The sequence below is a fragment of the Niallia sp. XMNu-256 genome (genome assembly GCF_036670015.1).
Taxonomy (GTDB): domain Bacteria; phylum Bacillota; class Bacilli; order Bacillales; family Cytobacillaceae; genus Bacillus_BD.
Window position 1 is genome coordinate 2,584,242 of record NZ_CP137636.1, and the last position, 25,764, is coordinate 2,610,005.

Annotated in this window: 22 protein-coding genes and 1 pseudogene; 8 read left to right on the forward strand and 15 right to left on the reverse strand. The window is 36.6% G+C overall.

Annotated elements, in window-relative coordinates; genetic code table 11:
* Positions 1-111: 111 nt before the first annotated feature.
* Positions 112-552: a cell wall hydrolase gene (locus tag R4Z10_RS13160; protein ID WP_338469756.1), complete on the reverse strand. Its 441-nt coding sequence runs from the start codon at positions 550-552 to the stop codon at positions 112-114.
* 241 nt (positions 553-793) lie between these two features.
* Between R4Z10_RS13160 and ald the strand changes: the two genes are divergently transcribed.
* A complete protein-coding gene (ald, locus tag R4Z10_RS13165; protein ID WP_338469757.1) occupies positions 794-1,927 on the forward strand; it encodes an alanine dehydrogenase in 1,134 nt (377 codons plus the stop codon).
* A 533-nt stretch (positions 1,928-2,460) separates the two neighbouring features.
* Here ald and R4Z10_RS13170 read toward each other — a convergent pair.
* The gene (locus R4Z10_RS13170) at positions 2,461-2,652 is read right to left on the reverse strand and encodes a hypothetical protein (protein ID WP_338469758.1); all 192 of its coding nucleotides are present in this window, start codon (positions 2,650-2,652) and stop codon (positions 2,461-2,463) included.
* A 289-nt stretch (positions 2,653-2,941) separates the two neighbouring features.
* On the opposite strand from R4Z10_RS13170, the gene R4Z10_RS13175 reads away from it, so the two are divergent.
* The 3 genes from R4Z10_RS13175 (at position 2,942) to R4Z10_RS13185 (ending at position 5,213) form a co-directional block, all read left to right on the forward strand.
* Complete coding sequence (locus R4Z10_RS13175) at positions 2,942-3,733, forward strand: N-acetylmuramoyl-L-alanine amidase (protein ID WP_338469759.1); 792 nt, start codon at positions 2,942-2,944, stop codon at positions 3,731-3,733.
* 11 nt (positions 3,734-3,744) lie between these two features.
* Positions 3,745-4,542, forward strand: a complete 798-nt coding sequence (locus tag R4Z10_RS13180; protein WP_338469760.1) for a LysM peptidoglycan-binding domain-containing protein — start codon at positions 3,745-3,747, stop codon at positions 4,540-4,542.
* A gap of 254 nt (positions 4,543-4,796) precedes the next feature.
* Positions 4,797-5,213, forward strand: coding sequence for a DUF1284 domain-containing protein (locus R4Z10_RS13185; protein WP_338469761.1), 417 nt, complete (start codon positions 4,797-4,799; stop codon positions 5,211-5,213).
* 467 nt (positions 5,214-5,680) lie between these two features.
* On the opposite strand, the gene R4Z10_RS13190 is transcribed toward R4Z10_RS13185, so the two are convergent.
* The 4 genes from R4Z10_RS13190 to R4Z10_RS13205 all read right to left on the reverse strand — a co-directional run bounded on the left by R4Z10_RS13190 (position 5,681) and on the right by R4Z10_RS13205 (position 9,184).
* Entirely contained in the window at positions 5,681-6,190 is a 510-nt protein-coding gene (locus R4Z10_RS13190; protein ID WP_338469762.1) for a CBS domain-containing protein, read from the reverse strand.
* A gap of 347 nt (positions 6,191-6,537) precedes the next feature.
* Positions 6,538-7,176 (reverse strand): NAD(P)-dependent oxidoreductase, encoded by a 639-nt coding sequence (locus R4Z10_RS13195; protein ID WP_338469763.1) that lies wholly within the window; start codon positions 7,174-7,176, stop codon positions 6,538-6,540.
* 81 nt (positions 7,177-7,257) lie between these two features.
* Complete coding sequence (locus tag R4Z10_RS13200; RefSeq protein WP_338469764.1) at positions 7,258-8,316, reverse strand: LLM class flavin-dependent oxidoreductase; 1,059 nt, start codon at positions 8,314-8,316, stop codon at positions 7,258-7,260.
* 16 nt (positions 8,317-8,332) lie between these two features.
* Entirely contained in the window at positions 8,333-9,184 is an 852-nt protein-coding gene (locus R4Z10_RS13205; RefSeq protein ID WP_338469765.1) for a VOC family protein, read from the reverse strand.
* 239 nt (positions 9,185-9,423) lie between these two features.
* Here R4Z10_RS13205 and R4Z10_RS13210 point away from each other — a divergent pair, with 239 nt between their 5' ends.
* Positions 9,424-9,759 (forward strand): helix-turn-helix domain-containing protein, encoded by a 336-nt coding sequence (locus tag R4Z10_RS13210; protein ID WP_338469766.1) that lies wholly within the window; start codon positions 9,424-9,426, stop codon positions 9,757-9,759.
* A gap of 155 nt (positions 9,760-9,914) precedes the next feature.
* Here R4Z10_RS13210 and R4Z10_RS13215 read toward each other — a convergent pair.
* The 5 genes and pseudogenes from R4Z10_RS13215 to R4Z10_RS13235 all read right to left on the reverse strand — a co-directional run bounded on the left by R4Z10_RS13215 (position 9,915) and on the right by R4Z10_RS13235 (position 17,346).
* Positions 9,915-11,318, reverse strand: a pseudogene (locus R4Z10_RS13215) (amino acid permease).
* A gap of 921 nt (positions 11,319-12,239) precedes the next feature.
* Complete coding sequence (locus tag R4Z10_RS13220; protein WP_338469767.1) at positions 12,240-13,334, reverse strand: GerAB/ArcD/ProY family transporter; 1,095 nt, start codon at positions 13,332-13,334, stop codon at positions 12,240-12,242.
* A gap of 18 nt (positions 13,335-13,352) precedes the next feature.
* Entirely contained in the window at positions 13,353-14,441 is a 1,089-nt protein-coding gene (locus R4Z10_RS13225; RefSeq protein WP_338469768.1) for a Ger(x)C family spore germination protein, read from the reverse strand.
* 24 nt (positions 14,442-14,465) lie between these two features.
* The gene (locus tag R4Z10_RS13230; protein WP_338469769.1) at positions 14,466-15,989 is read right to left on the reverse strand and encodes a spore germination protein; all 1,524 of its coding nucleotides are present in this window, start codon (positions 15,987-15,989) and stop codon (positions 14,466-14,468) included.
* A 514-nt stretch (positions 15,990-16,503) separates the two neighbouring features.
* Positions 16,504-17,346, reverse strand: a complete 843-nt coding sequence (locus tag R4Z10_RS13235; RefSeq protein WP_338469770.1) for a 2OG-Fe(II) oxygenase — start codon at positions 17,344-17,346, stop codon at positions 16,504-16,506.
* 187 nt (positions 17,347-17,533) lie between these two features.
* Here R4Z10_RS13235 and R4Z10_RS13240 point away from each other — a divergent pair, with 187 nt between their 5' ends.
* A complete protein-coding gene (locus tag R4Z10_RS13240; RefSeq protein ID WP_338469771.1) occupies positions 17,534-17,929 on the forward strand; it encodes an anti-sigma regulatory factor in 396 nt (131 codons plus the stop codon).
* Complete coding sequence (locus tag R4Z10_RS13245; RefSeq protein ID WP_338469772.1) at positions 17,920-19,797, forward strand: ATP-binding protein; 1,878 nt, start codon at positions 17,920-17,922, stop codon at positions 19,795-19,797. The genes R4Z10_RS13240 and R4Z10_RS13245 overlap by 10 nt, the downstream gene beginning before the upstream one ends.
* Positions 19,798-19,865: 68 nt before the next feature.
* On the opposite strand, the gene spoVK is transcribed toward R4Z10_RS13245, so the two are convergent.
* From spoVK to miaA, 3 genes are all read right to left on the reverse strand, one after another.
* On the reverse strand, positions 19,866-20,813 hold the full coding sequence (spoVK, locus tag R4Z10_RS13250) for a stage V sporulation protein K (protein ID WP_338469773.1): 948 nt from the start codon (positions 20,811-20,813) through the stop codon (positions 19,866-19,868).
* Positions 20,814-21,090: 277 nt separating this feature from the next.
* Positions 21,091-21,333 carry an RNA chaperone Hfq gene (gene hfq / locus R4Z10_RS13255; protein WP_338469774.1) on the reverse strand — a complete coding sequence of 81 codons (243 nt, stop codon included), beginning with the start codon at positions 21,331-21,333 and terminating at the stop codon, positions 21,091-21,093.
* Positions 21,334-21,362: 29 nt separating this feature from the next.
* Positions 21,363-22,331, reverse strand: coding sequence for a tRNA (adenosine(37)-N6)-dimethylallyltransferase MiaA (gene miaA / locus R4Z10_RS13260; RefSeq protein ID WP_338469775.1), 969 nt, complete (start codon positions 22,329-22,331; stop codon positions 21,363-21,365).
* A 336-nt stretch (positions 22,332-22,667) separates the two neighbouring features.
* Here miaA and mreBH point away from each other — a divergent pair, with 336 nt between their 5' ends.
* Entirely contained in the window at positions 22,668-23,675 is a 1,008-nt protein-coding gene (gene mreBH / locus R4Z10_RS13265) for a rod-share determining protein MreBH (RefSeq protein ID WP_338473241.1), read from the forward strand.
* A 170-nt stretch (positions 23,676-23,845) separates the two neighbouring features.
* Here mreBH and mutL read toward each other — a convergent pair whose 3' ends face one another.
* The gene (mutL, locus tag R4Z10_RS13270; protein ID WP_338469776.1) at positions 23,846-25,747 is read right to left on the reverse strand and encodes a DNA mismatch repair endonuclease MutL; all 1,902 of its coding nucleotides are present in this window, start codon (positions 25,745-25,747) and stop codon (positions 23,846-23,848) included.
* Positions 25,748-25,764 lie beyond the last annotated feature (17 nt).

Consider the following 25,764-nt stretch of genomic DNA (forward strand, 5'->3'; position numbering starts at 1 on the left):
AGTACAAAGGGCAATTCTTCCTACTAACACGAAAAACGCTGGGAATCCCAACGTTTCTCAAATCCACAGGACTTTATATATCAAAAGACTGTTTCACCAATAGCATCCTTGTTATCCCCTATAAACACTTTCACATGTTCCAGCGATTGGTTCATAAAAACAATGCAGCTTAAATTGACCTGTAAAAGGCTGGTCATACCATGTTGGAGGACATGGAGCATATGGATTAAAGTACCAAAGTGCATATTTGGCAGGATGGTCTCTCCAAAACTCCAAATTCTGTCTGGCTAATCTCCTTTCTGATTCTCTAGGCCTTTGATAAAAAACATTGCCTTTTTGCACGGCTTCAAACGAATAATTTCCACCTTGCACATGAAAAATAACTTGTTCTACGTTTGTCAATTCTTTAAAGTCAGTACAATCGGCTACTACTCGATTAACTATAACATTGCCAACATAGAGCATTCCTTGTTTGCCTTCACCTTCTGCTTCTGCCCTCATCATCCTGGCCATTAAGTCTACATCTTTACTTCGATATGCGATTCTTGCCATTTTACCACCTCCTACATATCGTATGAAAGTCAGCTTACAATCATGACCAAAGAACAGATGACTTCCTATTCATATCGGACCTGCCTCCTATTAAAATTTGTTTCAACCTCTCTCGAATTTTTTATTAAATTCCTAGGAATCGGCAAAGGGCTCTCAAAACATTCTTAGGTGTAAAATTAGAACTAAACTGATATAATATGTATAATATTCAGAAAATAAAAAATCACTGGGAGGGATGTTTATGATTATCGGGATCCCAAAGGAAATTAAAAATAATGAAAATCGTGTAGCAATCACACCTGCTGGAGTAATTTCCTTTGTAAGTAATGGTCATCGAGTATTAGTGGAAAAGGACGCAGGAATTGGAAGTGGATTTACGAATGATGACTATTTACATGCAGGTGCCGAACTCATTGACAAAGCCGCAGATATATGGCAGCAATCGGAAATGATTTTAAAAGTAAAAGAACCTTTAAAAAGTGAGTATTCTTTTTTCCGTGAAGGTCTTATCCTCTTTACATATCTTCATTTAGCCGCAGAACCCGAACTAACAAAAGCACTTAAGGAAAAACATGTGATCGCCCTTGCGTATGAAACGATTGCCATCGGGCGTACGCTACCACTCTTAACCCCCATGAGCGAAGTGGCCGGACGGATGGCTACGCAAATTGGTGCACAATTTCTTCAAAAAACAAATGGAGGTCAAGGAATTCTCCTTGCTGGTGTTCCCGGTGTAAGTCGCGGGAAAGTAACCATCATTGGTGGCGGTGTTGTTGGAACAAATGCCGCAAAAATGGCCATCGGACTAGGTGCAGATGTGACCATTATTGATGTAAGCGCAGATCGATTACGTCAATTGGAAGATCTGTTTGGAAACGAAATTCAAACGTTAATGTCCAATCCTTATAATATTGCAGCGGCTGTGAAAGAAACAGATTTATTAATTGGCGCTGTTTTAATTCCTGGATCAAAGGCACCTAAGCTTGTGACCGAAGAAATGGTAAAAACGATGAAACCCGGATCGGTGATTGTAGATGTTGCCATCGACCAAGGTGGGGTAGTTGAGACATGTGACCATGTTACAACCCATGACAGCCCTACATTCGTTAAACATGGCGTTGTTCATTATTCCGTTGCTAACATGCCCGGAGCTGTTCCAAGGACATCAACCATTGCGTTAACCAATGTCACCCTTCCATATGCTTTACAGGTTGCCAACCAAGGAGTCTACCAGGCTGTGATGAAAAACAGCGGGTTAAAGCTTGGGGTTAACACCGCAAATGGAGAAATTACTTATGAAGCAATAGCTCGAGATCTAGGGTATTCATATGTCCCTGTTGAAAAAGCATTTGAAAATGATCGTTCTCCAAAATAAAATTAAAGCTCTCGACGTTACATAAAAAGCGTTGAGGGCTTTTTTATCTATTGTTTGAAGACTATTTAATGGTAACTACAATCTTACTATATGTTAAACTTCAATTTATTAGATAAATTTATGTTCATATAACTGGTTGCTAGAAGCACATTAGGATAATTTAGTGTAATTGATAATACGCGAAGACACGAATTACAAACATCGCTAGTTCATTCCTTTACTAAGTAAACTTATATTGTAAAAAGGGAACGGACTATTTATTAAAACATAAATTGAAAAACATAATGGAGAAAGGGACTCACATGATTTGGGGAACTGGCGGAAATATCGTTTTAGAAGAAGTAATGATGGATTATTATCAGAATGGATTAAATCTAACACGAGATTAATCTCGTGTTTTTACTAAAAAAGTTTCTTCTATTCTACTAATTTGTGCATTTCGTTTAAGTAACTATTATACCACTTTTTCTCACACAACCAGTGGGCAGCTCCTTTTTTTATGGACATAAGAGAGCCATGCCCCTGTGGTTTGATTAAGCTGGAAAAACTTTAATGAATGCACCCATTTTTGTATAGCGAAGAGGAATTCCTTCTCTTGTATAGGCAAAGCGAATAAGTTGTTTTGCTTCTTGTACCGTTTGTACGTCTGTATATCCTTTTATTTGCGCTTCCATGATCTTTTGTTTTTTCTTATATTCAGGTGTTCCTTGAGTATACTGATTCATCGACTTCTTCTCCCCCCTCTATAGATTAGTAGGGCGAAAATTTAAACGACGAATCGATTAAAGTAAGACCCCTGGGATGCAAGTGACTAAACTCCCTACTAATATATTATCAGACTTCTACTTTTTTGCGACTAATATGAGAACTTCTGCAATTAAAGCAGTAACCGAACCGGCCAGGAACGAATCACCCTCGTTATCTAGTACAATAGCACTTTTTATAAATATAGATAAATGATAGAACCCTCCAATGTTGATTTCACATATTGTATAAGAAAAGGAGTTGATTTTATTGACTACGATTGTATTAGATCCTGGACATGGTGGAAGTGACTCTGGTGCCGTAAATGGATCCTCTTTTGAAAAAGTATTCAACATGGATATCGCTTTAAGGGCCCGTGAATATTTACTAAGAAATTATGATGTCGATGTAATCATGACGAGAACAGCGGATTCGTCACTTAGTTTGCCTACTAGAACCAATCAGGCTAATCAAGCGAAGGCAGATTATTATTGCTCTATTCATATTAATGCTGGCGGTGGAACAGGTTGGGAGAGTTACATTTACAATGGTGCCGTATCTGAGAAATCCGTTAAAGCTCAAGAGACGATTCACAATTATGTGATGAGCCAAATTCGCCCCTATGGAATTAAAGACCGCGGGATGAAACGAGCAAATTTCCACGTACTTCGTGAAACGAATATGCCTTCTATTTTGTTGGAAAATCTATTTATCGATACCACCTTTGACTTACACCTTCTGCAAAACAAGATGTTCCTAGATACATTGGGGAACGCGATTGGTGAAGGACTGGCTCGAGCATTAGCTCTTCCAAAATTAACTGTAGATGTGCCTCTATATGTCGTAATAGCAGGTAGTTTTTCAACACTAGAAAACGCCCACCAACGGAGACTCTTCTTAAGAAACCATGGAATAGAGGCTTTTGCGGTTGCAACAGAAGTAAATGGAGTTACGAAATATCGGGTACAATCGGGTGCCTTTCGTAACCGAGATCTAGCTGTAGTCAGACTGGACGTTGTTAAAAAGATTGGAATTAATGACGCTTTTATCACTACAAGGTAGGGGGTGACAATATGTCCATAGTTTTAAAGAAAAATTATATTTATACAGTAAAAAAAGGCGATACATTATATTCTATTGCTCAAAAATTTGGTAGTTCTGTTGATGCCATCCGACGAGCAAATCATTTATATAGTAAGATAATCGATCCGAATCTTATTTATCCTGGAATTGTTCTTGTCGTTCCTAGTCTTTCAGAAACCGGAAATGTAATTTATATGGTTCAATCCGGAGACACAGTTGCTGAGATTGCCTCTCGTTGCAGCACGTCTGTTGATTTAGTTGCTGGTATTAATGATTTAGATAACCCCAACTTAATTTTCCTCAATCAACCATTACGATTACCTGCATTTGTATATGAAGTACAAAAAGGTGATTCCCTAGCATTGATTTCGAAAAAGTTTGGCATTCCCATATCAAACATATCAGGAGCAAACCAGAAACGGCTCGTTTATCAATTGGATCTCATTTGGGAAGGATTTCATCTCATTATGCCTTTACCAACCTCGCAAAATATGGTCGTTTGGTCTCCACTTCCAGGAACAACAATGGTGGATGGTCAACGATTAGAAGGTCAAGCAAGAGCGTTCGAAGCCAATGTTTTATCTTTGTTAAGAGACAATAACGGTACGGTTGTTTCTAGCGAACGTTCTATAATGGCTGATAATGGGGCACCTAAATACGGTAATTTCACAAGTACTTTACCATTCAACAAGACTCCTACCTCAGATTCTGGTGAACTATGGGTTTACACAAGAAGTGCTGAAACAGGTGGTATCCGAGACTTAATAAAAACAAAAGTTTATTTTTAAGAAATATCTTTGTAAAACAATGCCACTAAAAATTGGACAAGCTAAGAAGGACAAATGTGTTAACACCAATTAACCATCACCCAAGCGTTAAGATACCTTGGGTTTTTTCTCGCCTTAAAACAAAGAAATAACCGGAAATTTTGTGGATTTCAATTAATTGAGATAGGTGCCCTTTAATTAATTTTAATTGTTAACTTTTAATGGTTTTTAGTTTACAATTAAAATTATTCCATTCGTGAATCTGGGGGGATTATATGTTTAAGTTACGTGGACATCATTTATTTTGTCTTTTAGGTTATCAGGGTATGGGCTATTCTCGAGATTATGTTGAAAATATGACACAGTTGCATCAAACGTTGAGAGATCAACCAGAGACGTGGATTCAACTTATTGAAGGGCCTGATCAATTATGTGCAAAGTACCCAAATTCAGGTGAATACCACTGTCATGATCAACATATTACCGCAAGAGATCATGTGATTTTGGAGAAATTAGGACTTATAATCGGACAAATGATAAAATGGAAAGACATTGAAGCATCGATTCGGAATAATGTGGTCCCTTCTGATATCCAAACCGTTTGCGAAACTTGCTCCTGGCGTTCTTATGGGGTTTGTGAAGAAGGGATTCAAAATATTTTAGAGGGTAAAGGCCTAAGAAAAGTTCAATAGGCCTCCTCTCACCTTTTATCATAACAGGTCACCTCGACCTCACAACTAAATATTTAAAACCACGTCAGCACCCTTGTCACTCACTACCTTAACTTTGTAATAGAATCATTTTAACCTTAATGCACTTTTACGACAAAGACGGTAATAGTTGCGGGGGGTTACTCCGATTTTTTTGCTAAGCAGCGATCACATTCCATTAATTGAGATACGATCTTCTCTTTATATTTTAGCCCACATTCAGGACAATATTTTTCTGCAACCTGACTATTAATATTAACTGTACTTTTTAACACGAAAATCCTCTCCTTTTTATAACAATTTTTCGGTTCCGCTTTCTGTTATAGTACAGTGTATGTGAGAGACTTAAAAAAATGTGGGCATTTGCGAAAATATTTATTAATATCTATAAAGTTTTAGCGCGCTTCATCGTAGGAAGCATGGAATAATATTTTAGTTTTCTAGATCTGTTACTCAAAACAATATACCTTAGTCTTAGACAAAGCTCCGTCGTTCCTATTATATTCAGTTATAGTTTTAAAGCTGTGATGTATCACATCGTTTCGACTAATGATTCCTATTAAAACCCCCATTCTTTCTACCATTACCTTCTTTGCTCTTCCTTTAGTAAAAATGCCGGTAATCGTTTCAATATCTTCATCCCATGCCACTTTATAAACCTTTGTTTGGGCAAGCTCCATTACATTCATTTTTCTAATCTTTTGAGCTCGATCTACAAAATTTCCTTCTTCAATTTGATAATGACCCGTAAAGAATGGTGTTCCAAAAATAAGATCATTGGGCTTACCTATATAACGCAGAACATCCTCAATACTTACATATCCTGCAATTTCATTTCGATCATTTACTACAGGGACACCGCTAATCCCATAATAAAGAAACTTTTCAATTACAGCTTGCATATTATCCCGTTCTTTTACCTTAATCACTCGCTTCTTCATGATTTGATGTGCCTTCATTTCTCATAACCTCCTCTTCTACTTCAATAAACTGTAATTTACCTTACCCTTAGTTATTTCTATGTCCTGATCAATTTCTTATTAATTGGCCTTATACTATAAAAATTTTCTTTAATAGTAGGATTATAATTAATATTTCTTCAATAATGGTCTTCTTTCCTTCTTTTAAAAAGATTTTCACGAAATAGAAGGAAACATTTCTTTTGTTCTCCAAAACGGCAAATAGAAAGCCCCTTTTGAATTATCTTTGGTGGTTTTATTACAAAATTAAAACCGTATAAATATTTGATTTCCAAATTCCCAAACAATAAAAAGAATCGGGGCCCCATAATAGACCCCGATTCTTTTTATTCTTTTTCACCCACTACTGTAAACCTTTCATTAAGGTGCTTTGGATTCTCAATTTCATCTACTACAGCAATTGCATAGTCGGAATAGCTGATATAACTTTCTCCTTTTGAATTCACTAGAAGGTGGTCTTTTCCTAATTGATAGGATCCCGTTCTTTTTCCTTCTGGATCAAAAACCGCTGAAGGACTGATAAATGTCCATGTTAGATCCGTTGTTCCTTTTAATTCTTGCAGATTTCTTGCCTGGCCTTTTGCTGTTGGTTTTACGATATCTGGAAATTCAGGCGTATCGATAAGTTCAACCGTTTTCTGTTCATCCACATATAAACTTCCAGCTCCACCTACCACAATGATTCTTGTGTCTATTCCTTTAACCGCTTTTATTAAAGCATGACCTGCATCCACATGGGCTTGTTCTTCCCCAAGGGGAGCACCGAATGCATTCACGACCACGTCAAAGGATTTAAGATCTTCCGTAGTTAGATCAAATATATCTTTTTCTATGGTTGGTACGTTCAAATCTCTAAGTTTAGAGGCATTTCTTACAATAGCAGTAACCTTATGCCCTCTTTCAACCGATTCTCTTAAGATGAGACTACCTACTTTTCCACTTGCTCCGATAATTCCAATTTTCATATGGTTTTCCCCCACTTTATATAGAAAAGTTGTTTTCATAACTAACATTATTTACTATGCCATTTTTTTATTAATAAATACTTAACTGATTGCTTGCCTAATTTTCGGTGCTACTTTGGTTGCTAATAATTCAATACTTCTTGCAACTTTCTCAAATGGGAGTCCACCGATATCTACTTGGGCAAGGAATCGGGTGTGGCCAAATAATTCATGTTGACGAAGGACTTTTTCAACGATTTGGTCTGGGCTTCCTACAAACAATGCTGTATCCTGACCAGCCATTTGTTCAAATTCTTCCCTTGACATTTTCATGCCAAGACCACGTTGCCGATTCACATAATACCAATAATTTGAATAATACGGATAAAACTCATCCTTTGCCTGCTGGGTGGTTTCTGCGATAAAGGCATGTCCAGTTACACCTACTCTCAACACTTCTGGAGAATGGTCAGCCTTCATAGCCGCTTGATGGTAAAGATCGACAAGCGGTTTAAACCGTTTAGGATCCCCACCTAAAATGGCCAGTGCCATTCCAACACCGAATGTACCTGCTCTTACCGCACTCTCAGGGGAACCACCTACACCGATCCAAATAGGAATTTGACTTTGAATTGGTCGTGGAGATATTTCAGCTTCTTTTAATGAAGGGCGAAACTTTCCCGACCATGTAACTTTTTCATTTTTATTTAGTTGTAAAAGCAACTCCATATGTTCTGTGAAAAGTTCATCATAATCATCCGTTCGATAACCAAAAAGTGGAAACGATTCGATAAAGGCCCCGCGTCCTGCCAAAATTTCAGCACGTCCATTTGAGATTAAATCCAAAGTTGCAAAATCTTCAAATAGACGAACAGGATCCAATGTACTTAACACACTTGTCGCGCTCGTTAATTTAATTTTCTGTGTTGCTTGGGCAATCGCTGCTAGTACGATCGCAGGAGATGAGACCGCATAATCGAGTCGATGATGTTCCCCTATCCCAAACACATCTAGTCCAGCTTCTTCAGTCAACACTGCAGCCTTAATAATTTCATCTAATCTCTGCTTCGGATTTGGCGTCTCACCAGACAGAGGATCTGGTCCAATATCGGCTAGTGTATAAATGCCAATTTCAAAGTCCTTGTTCCTTTCTTCGATCAAACGGAATTCCCCCTTCTTAAATAGCTAATACGACCCGATTACCGGAAGGATCCTGAGTGATCCATTCATTCTCTTCTTTTAAAACCGATGCCCCAATCTGTTGCAATTGGTTAATGGCGGCTTGGCGTGCTTCCTCATCTGCATAAACAAGTGTAAATGATTCGAGACCAACACTATTTTCTGCAGGTCTTGGAGCCCCAACTCCACTCCATACATTAACCGCAACATGATGATGGTACTTTTCATCGGACATGAAGAGTGCCTGACCAGCAAATCGACTGACCACGTCTAGTCCAAGACCCTTTATATAGAATTCCTCTGCTTGATCTAAATCGGCAACATGTAAATGGATATGACCCATCACAGTTCCTTCAGGCATTCCTTTCCAAGCTTTTCCAGACTTGGCGCACGTCAACAGATTCTCTATATCGAGCCGAATCGTTGTCATGGCCACATTATTCCCTTCCCATTTCCATGTCGAAGGATCTCTGTCACTATAAATTTCAATCCCATTTCCATCTGGATCATCCAAATACAACGCTTCACTTACTAAATGGTCCGAAGCTCCAAATCGGATACCCTTATCAATTAAATGAACAACGATATCAGCTAAATCAGATCTCTCTGGTAGAAGGATCGCAAAATGATACAAACCTGTTGCTCTCCCTTGTTTAGCGATTACATTTTCAGGTTGTTCCAACGATAAAATACTCGTTTTTCCATCTGTTGTTAGTCTTGCTGCTGAAGAAGTTTGCTCTAAAATATCGAGGCCAAGAACTTCTCGATAAAATGTTAATGAACGCTCTAAATTCTCTACCTTAATTTTTACATGTCCTACGAATGTGGTTGGTTTTGAGTGAAATCCCATGGTAATCCCCCTTATATTGAATTTTGAACTATTAACTTTAATAATCTTAACCTCTTACATCTTTTAAAATATAACTTTCCCTATTTCTGTTCATACATTTTAGTTAGTTTTTTATATATAGTTACTTTATGTAAGTAAGTTTATCTATATAATTAAATTCAGTCAAGTAATTTACTTTATGTTTGTAATACAATAGGGGTTTTTGTGTTATAATGGCATTTAAAGAGGTGGAATAAACTGTGAGTCAACCAACAATATGTCCAAAGTTCGAAAAGGCTATTTCGCTTATAAGTCAAAGATGGACGGCCCTTGTGATTTATCAATTATTATCGGGTCCAATGCGATTTAGCGAAATTGTATCATCAATCGGAATAAGCGGAAAAGTATTATCCGATCGTTTAAAAGAGTTAGAGCATCTTGGAATTGTGAAACGGAAAGTAATTCCTGAAACACCCGTTATCATAGAGTACTCTTTAACAGAAAAAGGCCTTTCAATTGAACCTATTCTTAGAACCATTGAAAATTGGTCTCAAACCTGGGTTGAGTTGGAATCGGAAAGGGCGAAAAATGAATAAATGGCAAAAAGACATGAACAGAAGAATTTCTAATGGAAATTACTTGGTTCATGTCTTTTATAGTAGAATTGAATAATTTAATGTTGTCCCATTATATTTCAACTAAATAGACACGCCCCTATAACTTTAAAAGGCGTCTGATGATATAACTAAATTTACACTGACTTGTTTACCTTTTCCAACTCTTCTGATAACTCATCTTGTTTTGCATGTTTATTATTCAATTTACGTATCTTATAAATGGCAATTAGCATAATAAACCATACAGGGGTAACCATCAATGAAACGCGAGTATCCTCTGCGATCGCTAGTACAACTAGTATAAATGCTAGAAAAGCAAGAATCGCATAGTTAGAAAATGGATAAAGCGGCATTTTAAATTTATTTATTTTTGCTAAATCTGGTCTCGTTTTACGGTATTTCAAATGACTAATGACGGTAATCCCCTATATGAAGATGAAGCATACGGTTGAAATACTTGTTACGAGAGTAAATACTCTTTCTGGAATCACATAGTTTAAGATCGTAGAGATTAAAACAACTCCAGTGGAGAAGAATAATGTATTTGCAGGAACTTTACGTTTATTCAAATTTGCTAGCTTTTCTGGTGCATTTTTCTCTTTTGCAAGTGAATAAAGCATACGGCTTGTACTAAAGATTGCACTGTTACCCGCTGAAGCTGCAGAGGTAAGAACAACAAAGTTAATCATACCCGCTGCCGCAATAATCCCCATTGCAGAAAAAACTTGGACGAACGGACTTTCAGTTGGCACGATTGATTTCCATGGGTATACACTCATGATGACAATTAGAGCACCAAGATAAAAGATAATAATCCGAATCGGAATGTTATTGATCGCTCGTGGGATTACCTTTTCGGGATTTTCCGTTTCACCGGCTGTAAGCCCTACAAGTTCAATCCCAACAAAAGCGAATACAACCATTTGAAATGAGAGGATAAAACCATTCATTCCATTAGGGAACATACCGCCATGACTCCATAAATTCGTAAAACTTGCTGTACCTGATGAAGTTGCAAATCCTTTAAAGATCAGAAAAAGACCAACAACTATTAGACTTAGAATAGCCATTACTTTAATTAACGCAAACCAGAATTCCATTTCTCCAAAAAGTTTGACGGTTGCTAGATTCATTATTAATAATACAACAAGGCAAATCAATCCCGGCATCCATTGAGGCACATTTGGAAACCAATATTGGGTATAAAGACCAACGGCTGTTAAATCGGCCATTGTAATCGAAATCCAACAGAACCAATAGGTCCAACCCGTGATAAATGCTGGCATTTCACCTAAATAATCTCGAACGAAGTCAACGAAAGAATGATAGTTTAAATTACTTAAAAGCAGCTCCCCTAATGCACGCATGATGAAAAAGCAAATAATTTCCTGTTACCAAATAAGCAAATAAAATAGAAGGTCCCGCTAAGTGGATAGACTTACCTGCCCCCAGAATAGACCTGTTCCGATCGCTCCACCAATAGCAATTAATTGCACATGCCTATTTTTTAAACCTCTTTCCAATTTCTGTTCTTGCATAAAGTCCCTCTCCCCGCTTTTTAGGATGTTTGCTAAGTTCTAATTGATTAAAATCTAACGTTTGTTGCAAGATTAAATATCTCCCATCCACTTCAAGAACAATATAATTTAAGTTTTTTTATACAGTAACGCTTACTTGGGTTAAAATCTTCCATAATAATATTCGCTAACCAGTTTAATTTACTTATTACTTCTTCTAAATAATATATTTATTTTCTATTATCCGCATCACCTCGTGCCTAATCATTTTATGCATTGAAGAAACTAGGTCTTTATTGATCTATTTTCTTCTAACCTTATTGTTATATAACTAATTTCTATTTTGTAAAAGTTATATAACAGAAAACAATAAATTTCCACTTAAATTTAAATTTTTTTAAAATACAATATATGAGCTAAATATTCAATACCGACAAAAACTAAGGGTCTTATAATTGAAAATAAAAAAGTCTATCGAATGAAGAAGATTAAAAATAAGGAAGAAGGAGGAAAGAAATTACGAAGTGGGAAAACAAATAATAATGAGGACAGCAAAGGGCTACCCTCATTATTATTTGTACACTTCATTTTAAAATTGTTCGTCCCTAAGAACCCCGTTCAAGATTAAAGGATCTAGTTACTCCGCTTGTTTTGCTAAGCAGCGACTACATTCCATCAATTGTGATTCCACTTTCTCTTTAAATTTTCCCCCGCATTCTAGACAATACTTCTCAGCCGCTTTCCTGTGAATGTTAACTGTACAATTTAACAAAAGAACCCTCTCCTTTTTACAACAATTTTGTCGTTCCACCATCTGTTATAGTACAGTATATGTGGAAAATTTAAAATAATGCAGGCTATGCATTACTTTTTCTTTTTTGAAATATTTAGATCGCTTATCCATTGCCGGGTACCTTGTTTAAACTGACAGGCGCTTGACACTTAAGCTCCTTTCAATTTTTTTCTCACAACTGCAATCAAAAAGAGGAGAGGTATGTAGCCAAAGAGGAAAATCGTTCCATAGTTTGCGTATAATCGAGCCCAAATAAACGAAAATTGAATGTCGATTAACATACTGTTTACAAAATGAAAAACGACAAGTATTCCAATTAATACATATGTCGGTTTTATTTTAGGAATCGTCATTTTAATCGAACGAATTGCTGACCATAGATAAATGCAAATAACAGGCATGACTGCTAATAGCCATGTAAAAATAAAGATAAACTCAAATCTCTCTAAAAATGGCAGTTTAATAATTTTAATCATTGTTAAAGTCGGCCATGTTAAACGTTCAAGCTTGCCTAGCGGAAAAAAGATGAACGTCATAACCGCAATAATTGTATATAAGAACGTAGTAAATAATAAGCCAAAATGCCCCCATCTTTGGGAACTTACTTTATCTTTAATAAAGGGAAAAAAAACGAGAACATTCTCAAATCCTAGATAAACTGGTACAGCTTCTCTTGCTGAAATGAAATGGTCTTTTACTCCCTGTAGATAAATGGGCTGGAGATAGGAAAGTTCAACATAACTAAGTAAATATAGCAAAGAAAGAATCATGAAGCTAGGAATGATGACTCCAAAAAAAGCAATAGCTGTGATAATCCTAAATCCTCCTGCAACAATGTAAAAAATGAGAAAAGAAAATAGCAAAGAAAATTCCCAGCTTGGAATTCCATCAAATACCCAAACCTGAAGAAGATCAATATAGGTATATAATGCAAAAAGACTAGAAATTAAAAAGTAACCTGCTAGGAAGATATTTAACATTCCTCCAAAAACCTTTCCAAACACATCCTTATGGAAAGATAGAATATCACCGGCACTAGAGTGCTTTAAAATAGATAACATCATGATAAAAATTACATGCATGACGAAACCTATTGCTAAAACAGAAAGCCAAGCATTATGGCCTGCTCCTTTTACGATCTGGGATTGAAAGGTTAGGGCAACAACCCCTGTTTGTGCGGAATGCATTAAAAAGAACAGAAAGTAGGGCGATACCATTTTATTTTCTTTTACCGTTGAGTTCATAATAATCCATCCTAAATATTAGCCTTCAAGGCCAGAGTGTGTAATTTTTATATTTACATCTACATGGATTGGCAAGTCAGGATATTGCTTATAAAAGGATTCCTTGTCCCATGTCTTATCCTTTGATCGTAATATATTTCCAATTCCGATCGGATCTACTTCATTTCTTTGTAAAGTGTTCAATAATTCCTCCAACCCTTTTTCTATCCTCATTTCAACTAATTTTTCTATCTTTGCAATTTCACCCTTTTTTTCAACGTTGTATCGATTTGGTAATTGATTTAAGCTCATTTGTAAATTTATACGACAATGTAACTCTTCCTCTTTCTGATCCCAATCCCAATTTTGCTTACTTTGAAAGGCCTGTACAATAATCATTTCACCTCGATTGTGAGAGCCATCAAGCTCCATTTTATAGGTTGCTTGTGTACGTGAATCCTTAATAAATGAAAATAAAACCGTTTGGTCTTGATTTAAATGAAGCTTCAATTTGTCATCTTTAAATACACCAACCCCTTCAACTGTGAGCCGGTCGTTTTTATCTATGGAAATCATTGGAACATAAGCATCCATTCCTTCTCCATAAAAGTGATTTAAAAATATGTGAAGGTTCATTCTAGGCAAATTCTGACGTTCTATATTTTGTTGAATCCGCTCATACAAGGTGAGGGATTTCTCCTTTTTAAAAATATTCAGTGCTTTCCGAGCAGAATCTGTAGCTGCTGCAATTTGTATATGAGTACCGAGCCGTGGAGTCACAATGAGCCGTTCAACCACATCCCGAATCCCTGCTTTAGCGTAACTATTACCAAGTAAGATAACCCTTATTTTTGCGATTTCAACGGGGGTGCTCGTATGTGTCGACATTTTTGATATTAGTAAAGAAGGATTTAAGGCATGTTCTTCTAAAGATTGAATTTCATCACTGTCCTTGCTCTTCGTATATTCAGGAAATAATGCCGTTCCGATTATTTCCCCATTACCTCCTTGGTCAAAACCAAATACGTGAGCAATACTCATTTTGTCAATAATTCTCGTTCTTGCGCAGCCGAAAAGAATCATGATACAAATGAACAGTAAGATTAAGAGTCGTTTCTTTCTTCCCATGTTTATCCAACCTTTATCAGATCATTATTCAGTATTAAGACCATCTTTCGGGTCCTTATTTGAAGCTGGTGAATATTTTTTTAAACTTAAAGGCCTAAAAAACCGAGGACGGTTATCGTATTTTAAAAAACTAGGCCTTACAAAAGAACTAGCAATTCCACCTTTTCGATAAGGAAAAATCGGAAGTAGATACGGAACTCCCAATGATTGAAGTCGTGCTAAATGTCCGACTAACAAGAGTAAGCCCACATAAATCCCTAATCCACCCCATATGGCGGCCAATAAAATAAAGGGATACCGTAATAACCGAACTGCATTAGACATTTTATAATTCGGTGTTGTAAAGGATGACAGGGCTGCAAGCGCGACAATAATGAGCAAAATATTACTTGTGAGGGCCGCCTCAACGGTTGCCTGCCCAATAACAATCGCTCCAACGATCCCAAGGGTTTGCCCAATTTTTGATGGCAGCCTGGCCCCCGCTTCTCTCAAAAGGTCAATGGTTATCTCTAAAAATAATACCTCAGCGACAGGCGGAAAAGGAACATTTGCCCGTGAGTAGATAATCGGACCTAATAATTCCTTCGATACTACTTCATAATGAAAGGTTAATATTGCGACATAAAAGGCAGTTGAAAAAATCGAAAACAACATCCCAAAAATTCGGATCAATTTAAAAAAGGATGCAATGATGGATGGAAGATAAAAATCCTCTGGATTAGAAAAAAATTCCATCAATGTAGCCGGTCCAATGACAGCGTAGGAAGATTTATCACTAATAAGAACAATCTGACCCTGTGTAAGTGCTCCTATTGTTCTATCAACCCGCTCAGTTGTTATATATGTAGGGAAAGGAGATGTGCTGTTATCCGAAATCATTTGTTCAAGCTGTGTATTGTCATAGGAAACATCGATATCTAATGCCCGTAGACGTTGTTTTGCTGTGGTTACATATTCCGGATTGGTAACACCCTCTATGTATATAATCGCTACTTTTTTCTCCGATCTTGTACCGATACTCATCTCTTCAATAATTAGATCGCTCGTGCTCAAATGCTCTCTAATTAAATGAAGATTCGTGGAGATATCCTCAATAAAACCAACTTTTGGTCCAATCACGCTAAATTCATTTTGAGTATCATTTACTTCACGTTGTCCCAGTCGAGGATAACTGATATTGACGAGGGCATATTCCTTTTTATTGTTTTTAAAATAGACAACAGCAGTTCCGTCGTGCAGTGCTTTACCTACTTCAATTGGATCTTTAATGATTTTAATATCATCGATTGGAATCATATTCCTTATATCGGAAACTTCTTTTATTTCGGATCCCTTATCTTTTAAAAAGGGTAATACTGATTTTTGAAGAATGTCTGAATCAATTAATGTTTTATAATAACTGATGATGATTTGTTCATTATTGACTGTAAGTGAAATTGTTGAAAAATCGCTTGATCTCTTGGCTTTATTAATTACTTCAGTAAACGTATTCTCTTCTGTTTCATAGCTTTTTTGGGCTTGTGGTCTAACTCTTCTCTTTCTAAACATTTCTTCACCTAACCCAGTACAAGTATTCTAATGATAATTATAGTATTCAACAATAGTACTGGAATTATGTTCAAAATAATTAAAAGTATAGAAACGTTGGAAGGTTTTTGTTTTCCATCTAAAAAGTTTTTTAATAATAGAGGAACTTTAGCAGCTGATATTTGAGGGGAAGTTGCGATCAGGGATCGATAATCCCGTTCTGAACAATAGACACCTGCCCACCATTAAAAATCTATGCAACGGGGGCAGGTCCTCTTCTAAGTGAAGGGACAGAATATCTAATCTAACTTAATTTTTTTCTTGGTAATGAATAGAAATTCTTGGAAAGAAAAATGTAATAACAAGCTTAGTTTATAACAATCTTTTTATCTTTTAATATTAATCTCTCGTCGTTCAATTTCCTTCCATAATAAATCGATAAATTCCTCATCGTTGATTTAATGGTGTTGACTACATTAATCTTGCAACGGTAAAGGTGGATTTTTATCTAGTAGTCAACCCTGCCCCCTCTTTCCTAATATATTTTTCCTTGCCGAATCCATTTTGTTGCAACCCATTTCTCACCTTCTATGATCGGTACGCTTGAATGTAAGGAAAGGCGGTCTGTTTGTCCTTTTTGATTTCCATAATGAAAATATAAGGCAGATCCCTTTTTCGGTGAAATCTGTAAATTTATTTTTGGAAAAACGGTTTCCCCGCCTTCTGTTACATCATTTAAATAGATTAAAAGAGTTGCGACTCGCTGCCCCCCTTTGGTAGCATCGACTTTACTGTTTGGAAAATAGTCATAATGAGCTTTATATTCGTCGCCCTTATTATAATGTAAAACCTGCAAACTTTCGCCATGGTCAATCGGATAATTCGTTGTCTCTTGTATTCTTCTTTCAATTTTATGAATAAGAGGCGTTTCCCTTAAGGCATATTCTGTCCCTTCACTTGTCCTTCCTGCTACGATTGTTCTTTCTCCTGAAGCAGCATCAATCACTTGCGAATGGGTTAAACGACTTTTCGAAAGGTTAATGAGTTCATCGCATTCCTCTATGCTAAGAAAATTGTCTAAATACATCATAAATGGCTTTTCTAGTCTCATAGTCACCTTTACCTCTCGATCACTTGCAGAAATCACATTTCCTTTTTTACCAATTGGAGGAATTTCTGGTTGATACGGGACTTGTTCCCTATCTACTGTTACGATAGTTTGATTTCGTATCATTTGAAATAAGAGAGTGTAAGAAAACCTCGCATCAAATCCCTTTTTAATTAACGCATCGACAAGTAATTCTGGATTCACGCCACTTCGTAATGCATCTAAGATCCAATCCTTTAATTCAGTTGAAATGCGGGTTATCTTTTCCAATTCGATCGCCCTTTCTATCTATAGTCTTATCTTTATTTTACATCACAAAGAATTTTATTAGAAATCTTTACAATAAATTTAAAAAAGTACAAATTTTCAACGAGACATGCTAAAATATTCTTAATATAGACAACTATTAAATAGTTAAAGTCGAACTTTGGAAGGGCATGTGGAAAACTTGTATAGAATGGTAATTGAGAGAGAAGACGACGTTCACATGGCTAGTACATTAGGAAAACGGGTGTCGGAAGAATATGGTTTAAATAAAAGCGACCAAACAAAACTCGTTGTCTCCATACTAGAACTTACTCGGAATATTGTATTTTATGCAGGCAAGGGAGAACTCTTTATTAAGCCGATTCCAAACTATGGGATTGAAATTCAAGCGATTGACAAAGGCCCTGGTATTCCTCATTTAGACCAGGTATTGAACAATAACATCCGCTCCAAAACAGGTCTTGGCCTCGGCTTATCCGGTGTCAGGCGGCTAATGGACGAGTTTGAAATTAACAGTGATGAAAATGGTACAAAAGTTAGAGCTGTCAAATGGTTTCAGGGAAGGAGGTATAAGCAATGGTCATGACAACACCTAATCAGCAGCTATACGGTTTAATCGAATTAGAACCGGATGGGCTTATTATAAGAGCCAATCCGATAGCAAAAAAACGATTACTCTCAGATCATAATGACTCACAAAACCTCTTTCAAAGAATTAAAAACAATGAACTAAAAACAAAGTTACATGAGTGTTTCATGGGAAAAGTAAGTGAATTTACGATTACGATTGATTCACATCCCTATTTTTTTCTATTTCACCGTTCATATAAAGACGATATCTTAAATCGAATTCATATTTATTTTTTTGATGTATTAAATATTCAAAACTCCATTGAACAAAATAACTGGAATAATCATTTATTATCGTCAATTGGTGAAATGGCAGCTGGAATTGCTCATGAAGTTCGAAACCCACTTACAGCGGTAAAGGGATTTCTCCAGTTAATGGACCAATCTTATAATGAAGAGTATTCTCATATTGCACAAAATGAGCTGGAACGAGCAATCCATATTTTAAACGACTTAATGAGTGTTTCTAAACCAGAGTTTTTCCAAGAAAAACAGACAAGCTTTCATGTGGTATCTGAAATTGAGTCAATTCTGCTATTATTTCAAAACCAGCTCTATCCGATCAATCTAATTAAACACTTTGAAAATGAAAATGCAATCGTCGTCGGACGAAAGGATCAAATTAAAAAAGCCATTTTCAATATCATTAAAAATGCAATTGAAGCCATGCCAGATGGCGGAACTTTAATGATCGATCAAACCGAAGACGTTAAATATGTCCATATATGTATCTCAGACTCTGGTGTAGGAATACCCAAGGATAAACTAAGATTACTAGGTACCCCTTTCTTTACACTCAAACAAGATGGAAAAGGAATGGGATTAGCCCAAGTGTTTAATGCCATTCAAAGCAATAATGGAAAAATTAGTGTCACAAGTGAAGAGGGCAGCGGTACTGCCTTTACTCTCACATTGCCAAAAACAATAAAACATGTTGATACATTAATGGGAGGTCAAACGATGATCGGAACGATTGATTCAAGGGTGGAATTATCAAGGTTTTTAAAGGAAAATATTAATTTCTATACACAAGAATGGATTAAATATCTAGAAGAAAATAAACCGTATATTGCTTCTCTATTGAAGGATAGCGGGGAATTAAATTATTTTTTGGAGCAAGGGAATCCAACCTTGAAGACATTAGCCAATAATATGACAGAGTTAAAACAAGAAGAAATTATGGACCAAGCAAAAGAAAGAGGAATTAACAGTGCCAAGACAGAGTTTCCTATTCATTTGGCTTGGGAGCTGTTTCAATCTTCAAGAGGAATTGCTTGGAATGCAATCAAAACGTTTTATATAGAAAGCGGTATCAAGCTTGAAACCGAAGAGTTTTTCACATTAGAACGTCATGTAAATGACATCATTGATTTATATATTGATTCTTACACTGCTTACTATGTGAGCTATAAAGAAGAACTGCTAAAAAGCCACCGGGAAACGGTTGATGAATTATCCGTTCCAATTATTCCAATGACAGATAAAGTATGTATTCTTCCAATTGTAGGTACGGTTGATACGTATCGGGCAAAGAAAATTCGGGAAAGAACATTAGTACGAGTAAAGGAATTAAAAGCAGATCAATTAATTATTGATATTTCTGGAGTACCATACGTTGATACAGCGGTGGTAAATCATTTATTTAAAATCGTTAAAGGAATCAAATTATTAGGCTGCTCGACGATTCTAACGGGTATTAGTCCAGAAATTGCCGACACAATGATCGAGTTGGGGATCGAAATTGATAATGAAGTCAAAACATTATCAGACTTACAACAAGCTCTACGAAGTTATTTTCAAGAAAACAATCAAAAGATATTTTAAATCCCTTTCAAATCCGACTGGCAAAACTAATCTTAAAAGGCTGTCAAATAAAGACAGCCTTTTATTTGTTATTCTTGTGTAAAAGTTAGGTCGTTGCTTCGAATCGTCATTAATTCATGACGGTCATAATTATTTTGCACTAACAACCTCATCGCTTGCGTCCGGATGGACTTTTCAATTACATTTCGCATATAACGTCCATTAGAAAAACTTGTTGGATTTAACGCCGTTTTCACCCAGTGAAGATGATCCCTTAATTTCTTTTCTGCTTCATGGCTTAATGTATATTCTTTTTCTTTTAACATAATTTCAGCAATGTCCATAAGTTGATTAATTGTATAATCTGGAAAGTCAATGACAAGTGGGAATCTTGATTCCAGTCCTGGATTCAAGGTGAGAAAATGATCCATTTCTCGAGAGTAGCCTGCTAAGATTAAAATAAATTCATGTTGCTTATCTTCCATATGTTTGACTAACGTATCGATGGCTTCTTTTCCAAAATCTTTTTCTCCCCCGCGGCCAAGGGAATAGGCTTCATCAATAAACAAAATACCACCAATGGCTTTTTTAATCAGGTCTCTTGTTTTTTGAGCCGTGTGTCCAATGTACTCCCCTACTAAATCTGCACGTTCTGCCTCAATCAGATGGCCTTTTGAAAGTACATTCATTTTATGAAATAATTTTCCAACGAGTCTGGCAACAGTGGTTTTTCCTGTTCCCGGATTTCCTTTAAACATCATATGAAGGGCTTGTTTCCCGCTTTTCAGGCCACTTTCTTCTCTTTTTTTATTAATATAAATCCATGCATATATTTCTTTTACTAATTTTTTCATTTCCTCCATGCCGACAAGGACTTCTAATTCCTCTTCAATCTCTTTTAAAGCGGCATGTTCAGAAGGAATGGTTTTGGGAGTGATAGAAGGCTTTTTGAGATTTTCTGTAATCGGATTTCGCTTCTGTTTGTTTAGAACAATACTGATTTGACCATTGTTCTTCATTCGCATCGGTTGTTCCAAACTCCTCACCTCTCAATCTACAAACAGTATACGCTTAATTACCACTATTTGTGACAATCGCCCAGTTTATATCCGGATCTATTGTTTTTTTAAAAATAGTTGAACAAAAAATTTCCTGTCACATATGTCCTATTGTTAAGTGCTTCATCTGAAAAGTAGCACTTTATTTTAATTGTATTCATGAAGTTGCTTGTTCATTAGTGAAAGTTTCATTTCTTTTCCTACATAACGAAAAAAGCATTTACACCAATTTAGGGGATGTAAATGCTTTTTTTCGTTATTTTGTTTGTTGGGCTACTTCTGTTTCGATGGTAACATTTCGTTGTGGAGAGAATGTTGAGATCGCATGTTTATAGACAAGCTGTTGTTTCCCTTCACTTTCTAACAATACAGTAAAATTATCAAACCCCTTAATTTGACCTCTTATCTGGAATCCGTTTAATAAAAAAACGGTACAATTTATTCCATCTTTACGAAGTTGATTTAAAAATTGATCTTGTATATTCACTGATTGCTTCATGTTAAAAAGCTCCTCCTCTTTTATCTCTACTAATATGTATTCGATTTTATTTTAAGCTTTCCTTCAATATAGGCTGAAATTTCACTATTTTTTTTTGTAAATTCATTTGAGCTTGAAGTTGCTGATGTCATATCAAACCATTCAACATCCATTTTGTTGCGAAACCAGGTCAGTTGTCGTTTTGCATAGCGCCTGGAGTTTTGTTTTAACTTTTCAACCGCTTCTTGGATTGGCACATCACCATCGAAATATTGATATAACTCTTTATAGCCAATCCCTTGAATAGACTGACAATTCCTCAAACCAGATCGGTATAGACTTTCCACTTCATGCAGAAGACCTTCATTTATCATCAGGTCCACTCTTTGATTGATCCTTTCATAAAGTTTTTCCCGTTCCATTGTTAGCCCAATCACAGCTGTATCAAATAACATCTTCGGGGATTGTGTTCTGACAAGCTCTGTCATTGTTTTGCCTGTACAATGAAAAACCTCAAGCGCGCGAATGACCCGTCTAAGATTATTCGGATGTATCCGATTCGCACTGTCTGGATCAATGTTTATTAGATGTTCGTGGATGTATTGATTTCCCTTTTCATTGGCTAGCATTTCCATTCTTTGTCGGAATGCTTCATCTGAAGGAGCCTCTGAAAATTGAAAGTCATACAAGACCGATTGAATGTATAGTCCTGTTCCCCCGACAATGAAGGGTTGCTTGCCCCGGCCAACTATATCACTGATTTTTTCCCGAACTAGCTCTTGAAATTGGGCAACCGAAAAAGATTCATGTGGGTCTAATAGATCAATAAGATGATGCGGAATTCCCTCCATTTCCGACGTTTTAATTTTCGCTGTTCCAATGTCCAATTTCTTATAAATTTGCATGGAGTCACCACTAATGATCTCTCCATTAAAAGCCTTTGCAAGCTCAATACTCATCTTTGTCTTTCCAACAGCCGTTGGACCTATTAATACGATAAGCTTACCTTCTGCGGTCAATCGTTTTACACTACCTTTTCATATAAGAATTAGATAACGAACCACAATCGTTCCAAATTATGGCTATTTTCACCTACTATTATGATAACATATTTATGAAAAAATGCAGTCAAACATCTACTCATTATGACCAAATTATTCGGAACTATTCACGAATCTTTTTTCATCTGTAATCCTTTTATTGTAATTGTCACATTTCTGTCATTTATTAAAGAGTTCGTCATACTCCTATGACTTCTTTTACATTTTATTTAAGACTTCATAACATTGCCGTCATTCGTCATTTTTCGTGTTAAAGTGATAAAGAATAAGAATGAAGTGAAATTAGGTGAATATATGTTATCTAGTCCTGAGATTGGTATTGATTTAGGAACTGCTAATATTTTAGCATATAGCAAGAATAAAGGAATTGTCCTCAATGAACCAAGTGTTGTGGCGTATAACAAAGCTACGAAAAAAATTCTTGCTTTTGGAAATGAAGCAAAAGAAATGATTGGCAAAACACCAGAAAACGTTGAAATCATTCGTCCACTTAAAGATGGTGTGATTGCCGACTTTGATACAACAACGGAAATGATCCGCCTTGTATTTAAGAAAACAGCTAAAGAGCTAGGTATGTCACTTCGTAAACCCAATGTAGCCGTTTGTACTCCTTTTTCATCCACCAATGTTGATCGGAGAGCGATTATTGATGCGGTGAAAAATGCAGGAGCGAAAAAAGTTTATACGATTGAAGAACCGGTTGCTGCGGCGATTGGAGCGGGCATGCCTGTTGATGAACCGGTTGCGAATGTAATTGTAGACATTGGTGGAGGGTCAACAGAGATAGCGATTATTTCCTTTGGCGGTGTGGTTGCTTGCCATTCCATTAAAATGGGTGGAGATCGTTTTGATGAAGATATTATTCAATATGTGAAAAAGAAGTATAATATTTTAATAGGTGAACCAACAGCCGAAGCCATCAAGAAGGAAATTGGACAGGCCTTACGACAACACGAGGAATTAACAATGGAGGTTCGTGGTAGAAACTTAGTCGATGGACTTCCTAAAACGATTACGCTTTCCTCTTTTGAAGTTTACGAAGCCTTGAGAGAAAGCCTATATCAAATCTTTGAAGCACTACGAGCTACACTGGAAGATAGTCCGCCAGAGCTTAGCGGAGATATTGTTGATCGTGGAGTCATCCTAACTGGCGGATGCTCTTTACTAAAGGGCTTAAAAGAATGGTTATCAGAGGTCATTGATGTCCCTGTTGAAATTGCCGAAAGTCCGCTTGAATGTGTTGCGATTGGTTCCGGAAAATCATTACAATACTTAAGTAAGCTTCCAACGGTTGCCACTTAACAAAAACGTCCATTTATAGGGGTTACTCCTATAAATGGACGTTTTTTAATATCTATTATTAATTACATAATAATGTTATGTTTTATCTATCAACCATTCATTCTCATATCCTGCATTTTAATAACATGACCGAAGAGCCATTCTATATCAAGGATTCCTCAATGAAACAATTACATAACACGTTTGAACATTTTTTCAAGTTCATATACAGATGTATGAATCATTATCGGTCTACCATGTGGACATGTGAACGGATCGGAAGCTAATCGTAGTTCGTCTAATAAAGCTTGAATCTCATCATTCCGCAAGTGACGATTTGCCTTAATGGATCCTTTGCAGCTCATCATAATCGCGGCCTCTTCACGAAGCTTTTTAATATCCACTTTTTTCATTAAAAGAAGCTGTTCGATCATCTCTTCAATGGTCTCCTTTTCCTCTCCTCTTGGGAACCACTGTGGATGCGACTTTACAATGTAACTGTTATAGCCAAAGGGTTCAAGAAATACGCCGACTTTTTCAAGTTCTGATCGGTACTCTTCGATTTTAATATACTCATCTGATGAAAATTCAAAGGTGATCGGAACAAGCAATTCCTGTAGCTCTGAAGCTACTTCACCGACTTTTTCCCGATAAAATTCATATTTAATTCTTTCCTGTGCAGCATGCTGGTCAATGATATATAATCCTTCCTCATTTTGAGCAAAAATATAAGTCCCATGCATTTGTCCGATCGGATATAACGGTGGAACACGGGAAGTCTTTTCTTGTTCATCAGGTTCTTCATATGAAGCAACTTGATGATCTTTTTCGATGTTTTGATCAAACTCAGCTTCACCCGTTGATTCAATCGTTTGAACTTCCTTTACGATCCCAGCATATTCAAATGAACTTTCTGCTTGATTTTCATCATCTACTCGCATTGGAGTGTCATCCTCTTTTTCTATTGATCTCTGAATAGATGAGAGCTTTGGATTTAGCGTAGGAGTCTCGATTTTATGGGTTGGCACTGGAATGTGATCAAGTTCTAACTTCGTTTGTTGAGATAGCTCCTTTTTCCCCTTTTCCCTAACAATTCCTGCTGGAATTAGTTCTTGCTTTTTAAATGCTGCCTTGATTGTATTTGCGACCAATTCATTTAATTCTTGTTCTTTACTAATCCTTACCTCTAATTTGGATGGGTGAACATTCACATCCACTAAAATCGGGTCCATCTCTATCGTAAGAATGGCGATGGGATATCGGCCAATGGGCAATAGGGTATGATATCCCTCTTGAATCGCTTTAACGAGCGAATAATTTTTGATAAATCGCCCATTAATCATCGTTGAAATATAGTTTCTCGATGCCCTTGTAATTTCCGGCAAGGCAATATACCCACTCAAATGAAAGTCAAGACTCGTCGCCTCAATGGGGATCATTTTTTTAACCGTATTCAGGCCATAAATCGCTGCTAATACTTGTCTAATATCCCCATTCCCAGTTGTATGAAGTAATTTTCTCTCGTTATGAAAAAGCCGAAAGGAAACTTCCGGGTGTGCGAGAGCTAATCGATTGGTCGTATCTGTAATATTCCCGAGCTCCGTATGAATCGTCTTCATATATTTCAAACGGGCCGGCGTATTGTAAAATAAATCCGTTACGGTGATTTCCGTTCCTTTACGGCTGGCGGCTTTTTCAAGCGAAACGACTTTACCGCCATCAACGATGATCTTTGTACCTGCATCACCAGTTGAAGTAAGCAACTTTAACTTTGATACAGATGCAATACTTGGCAAGGCTTCCCCACGAAACCCGAGCGTTCGAATGCGAAAGAGGTCATGCTCATCTTTTATTTTACTCGTAGCATGTCGTTGAAAAGCTCGCGGAACATCTCCCTCTTCGATTCCATCGCCATTATCACTAATTCTAATTTTCGCTAAACCCGCTTCTTCCAATTCGATATCAATGGCTGTGCTGCCGGCATCAACGGCATTTTCAACGAGCTCTTTGACAACGGATGCTGGACGTTCGACCACTTCACCGGCTGCAATTTTATTGGAAAGGGCATCATCTAACTGAATGATTTTCCTCATTTTTATTCACCTCCATC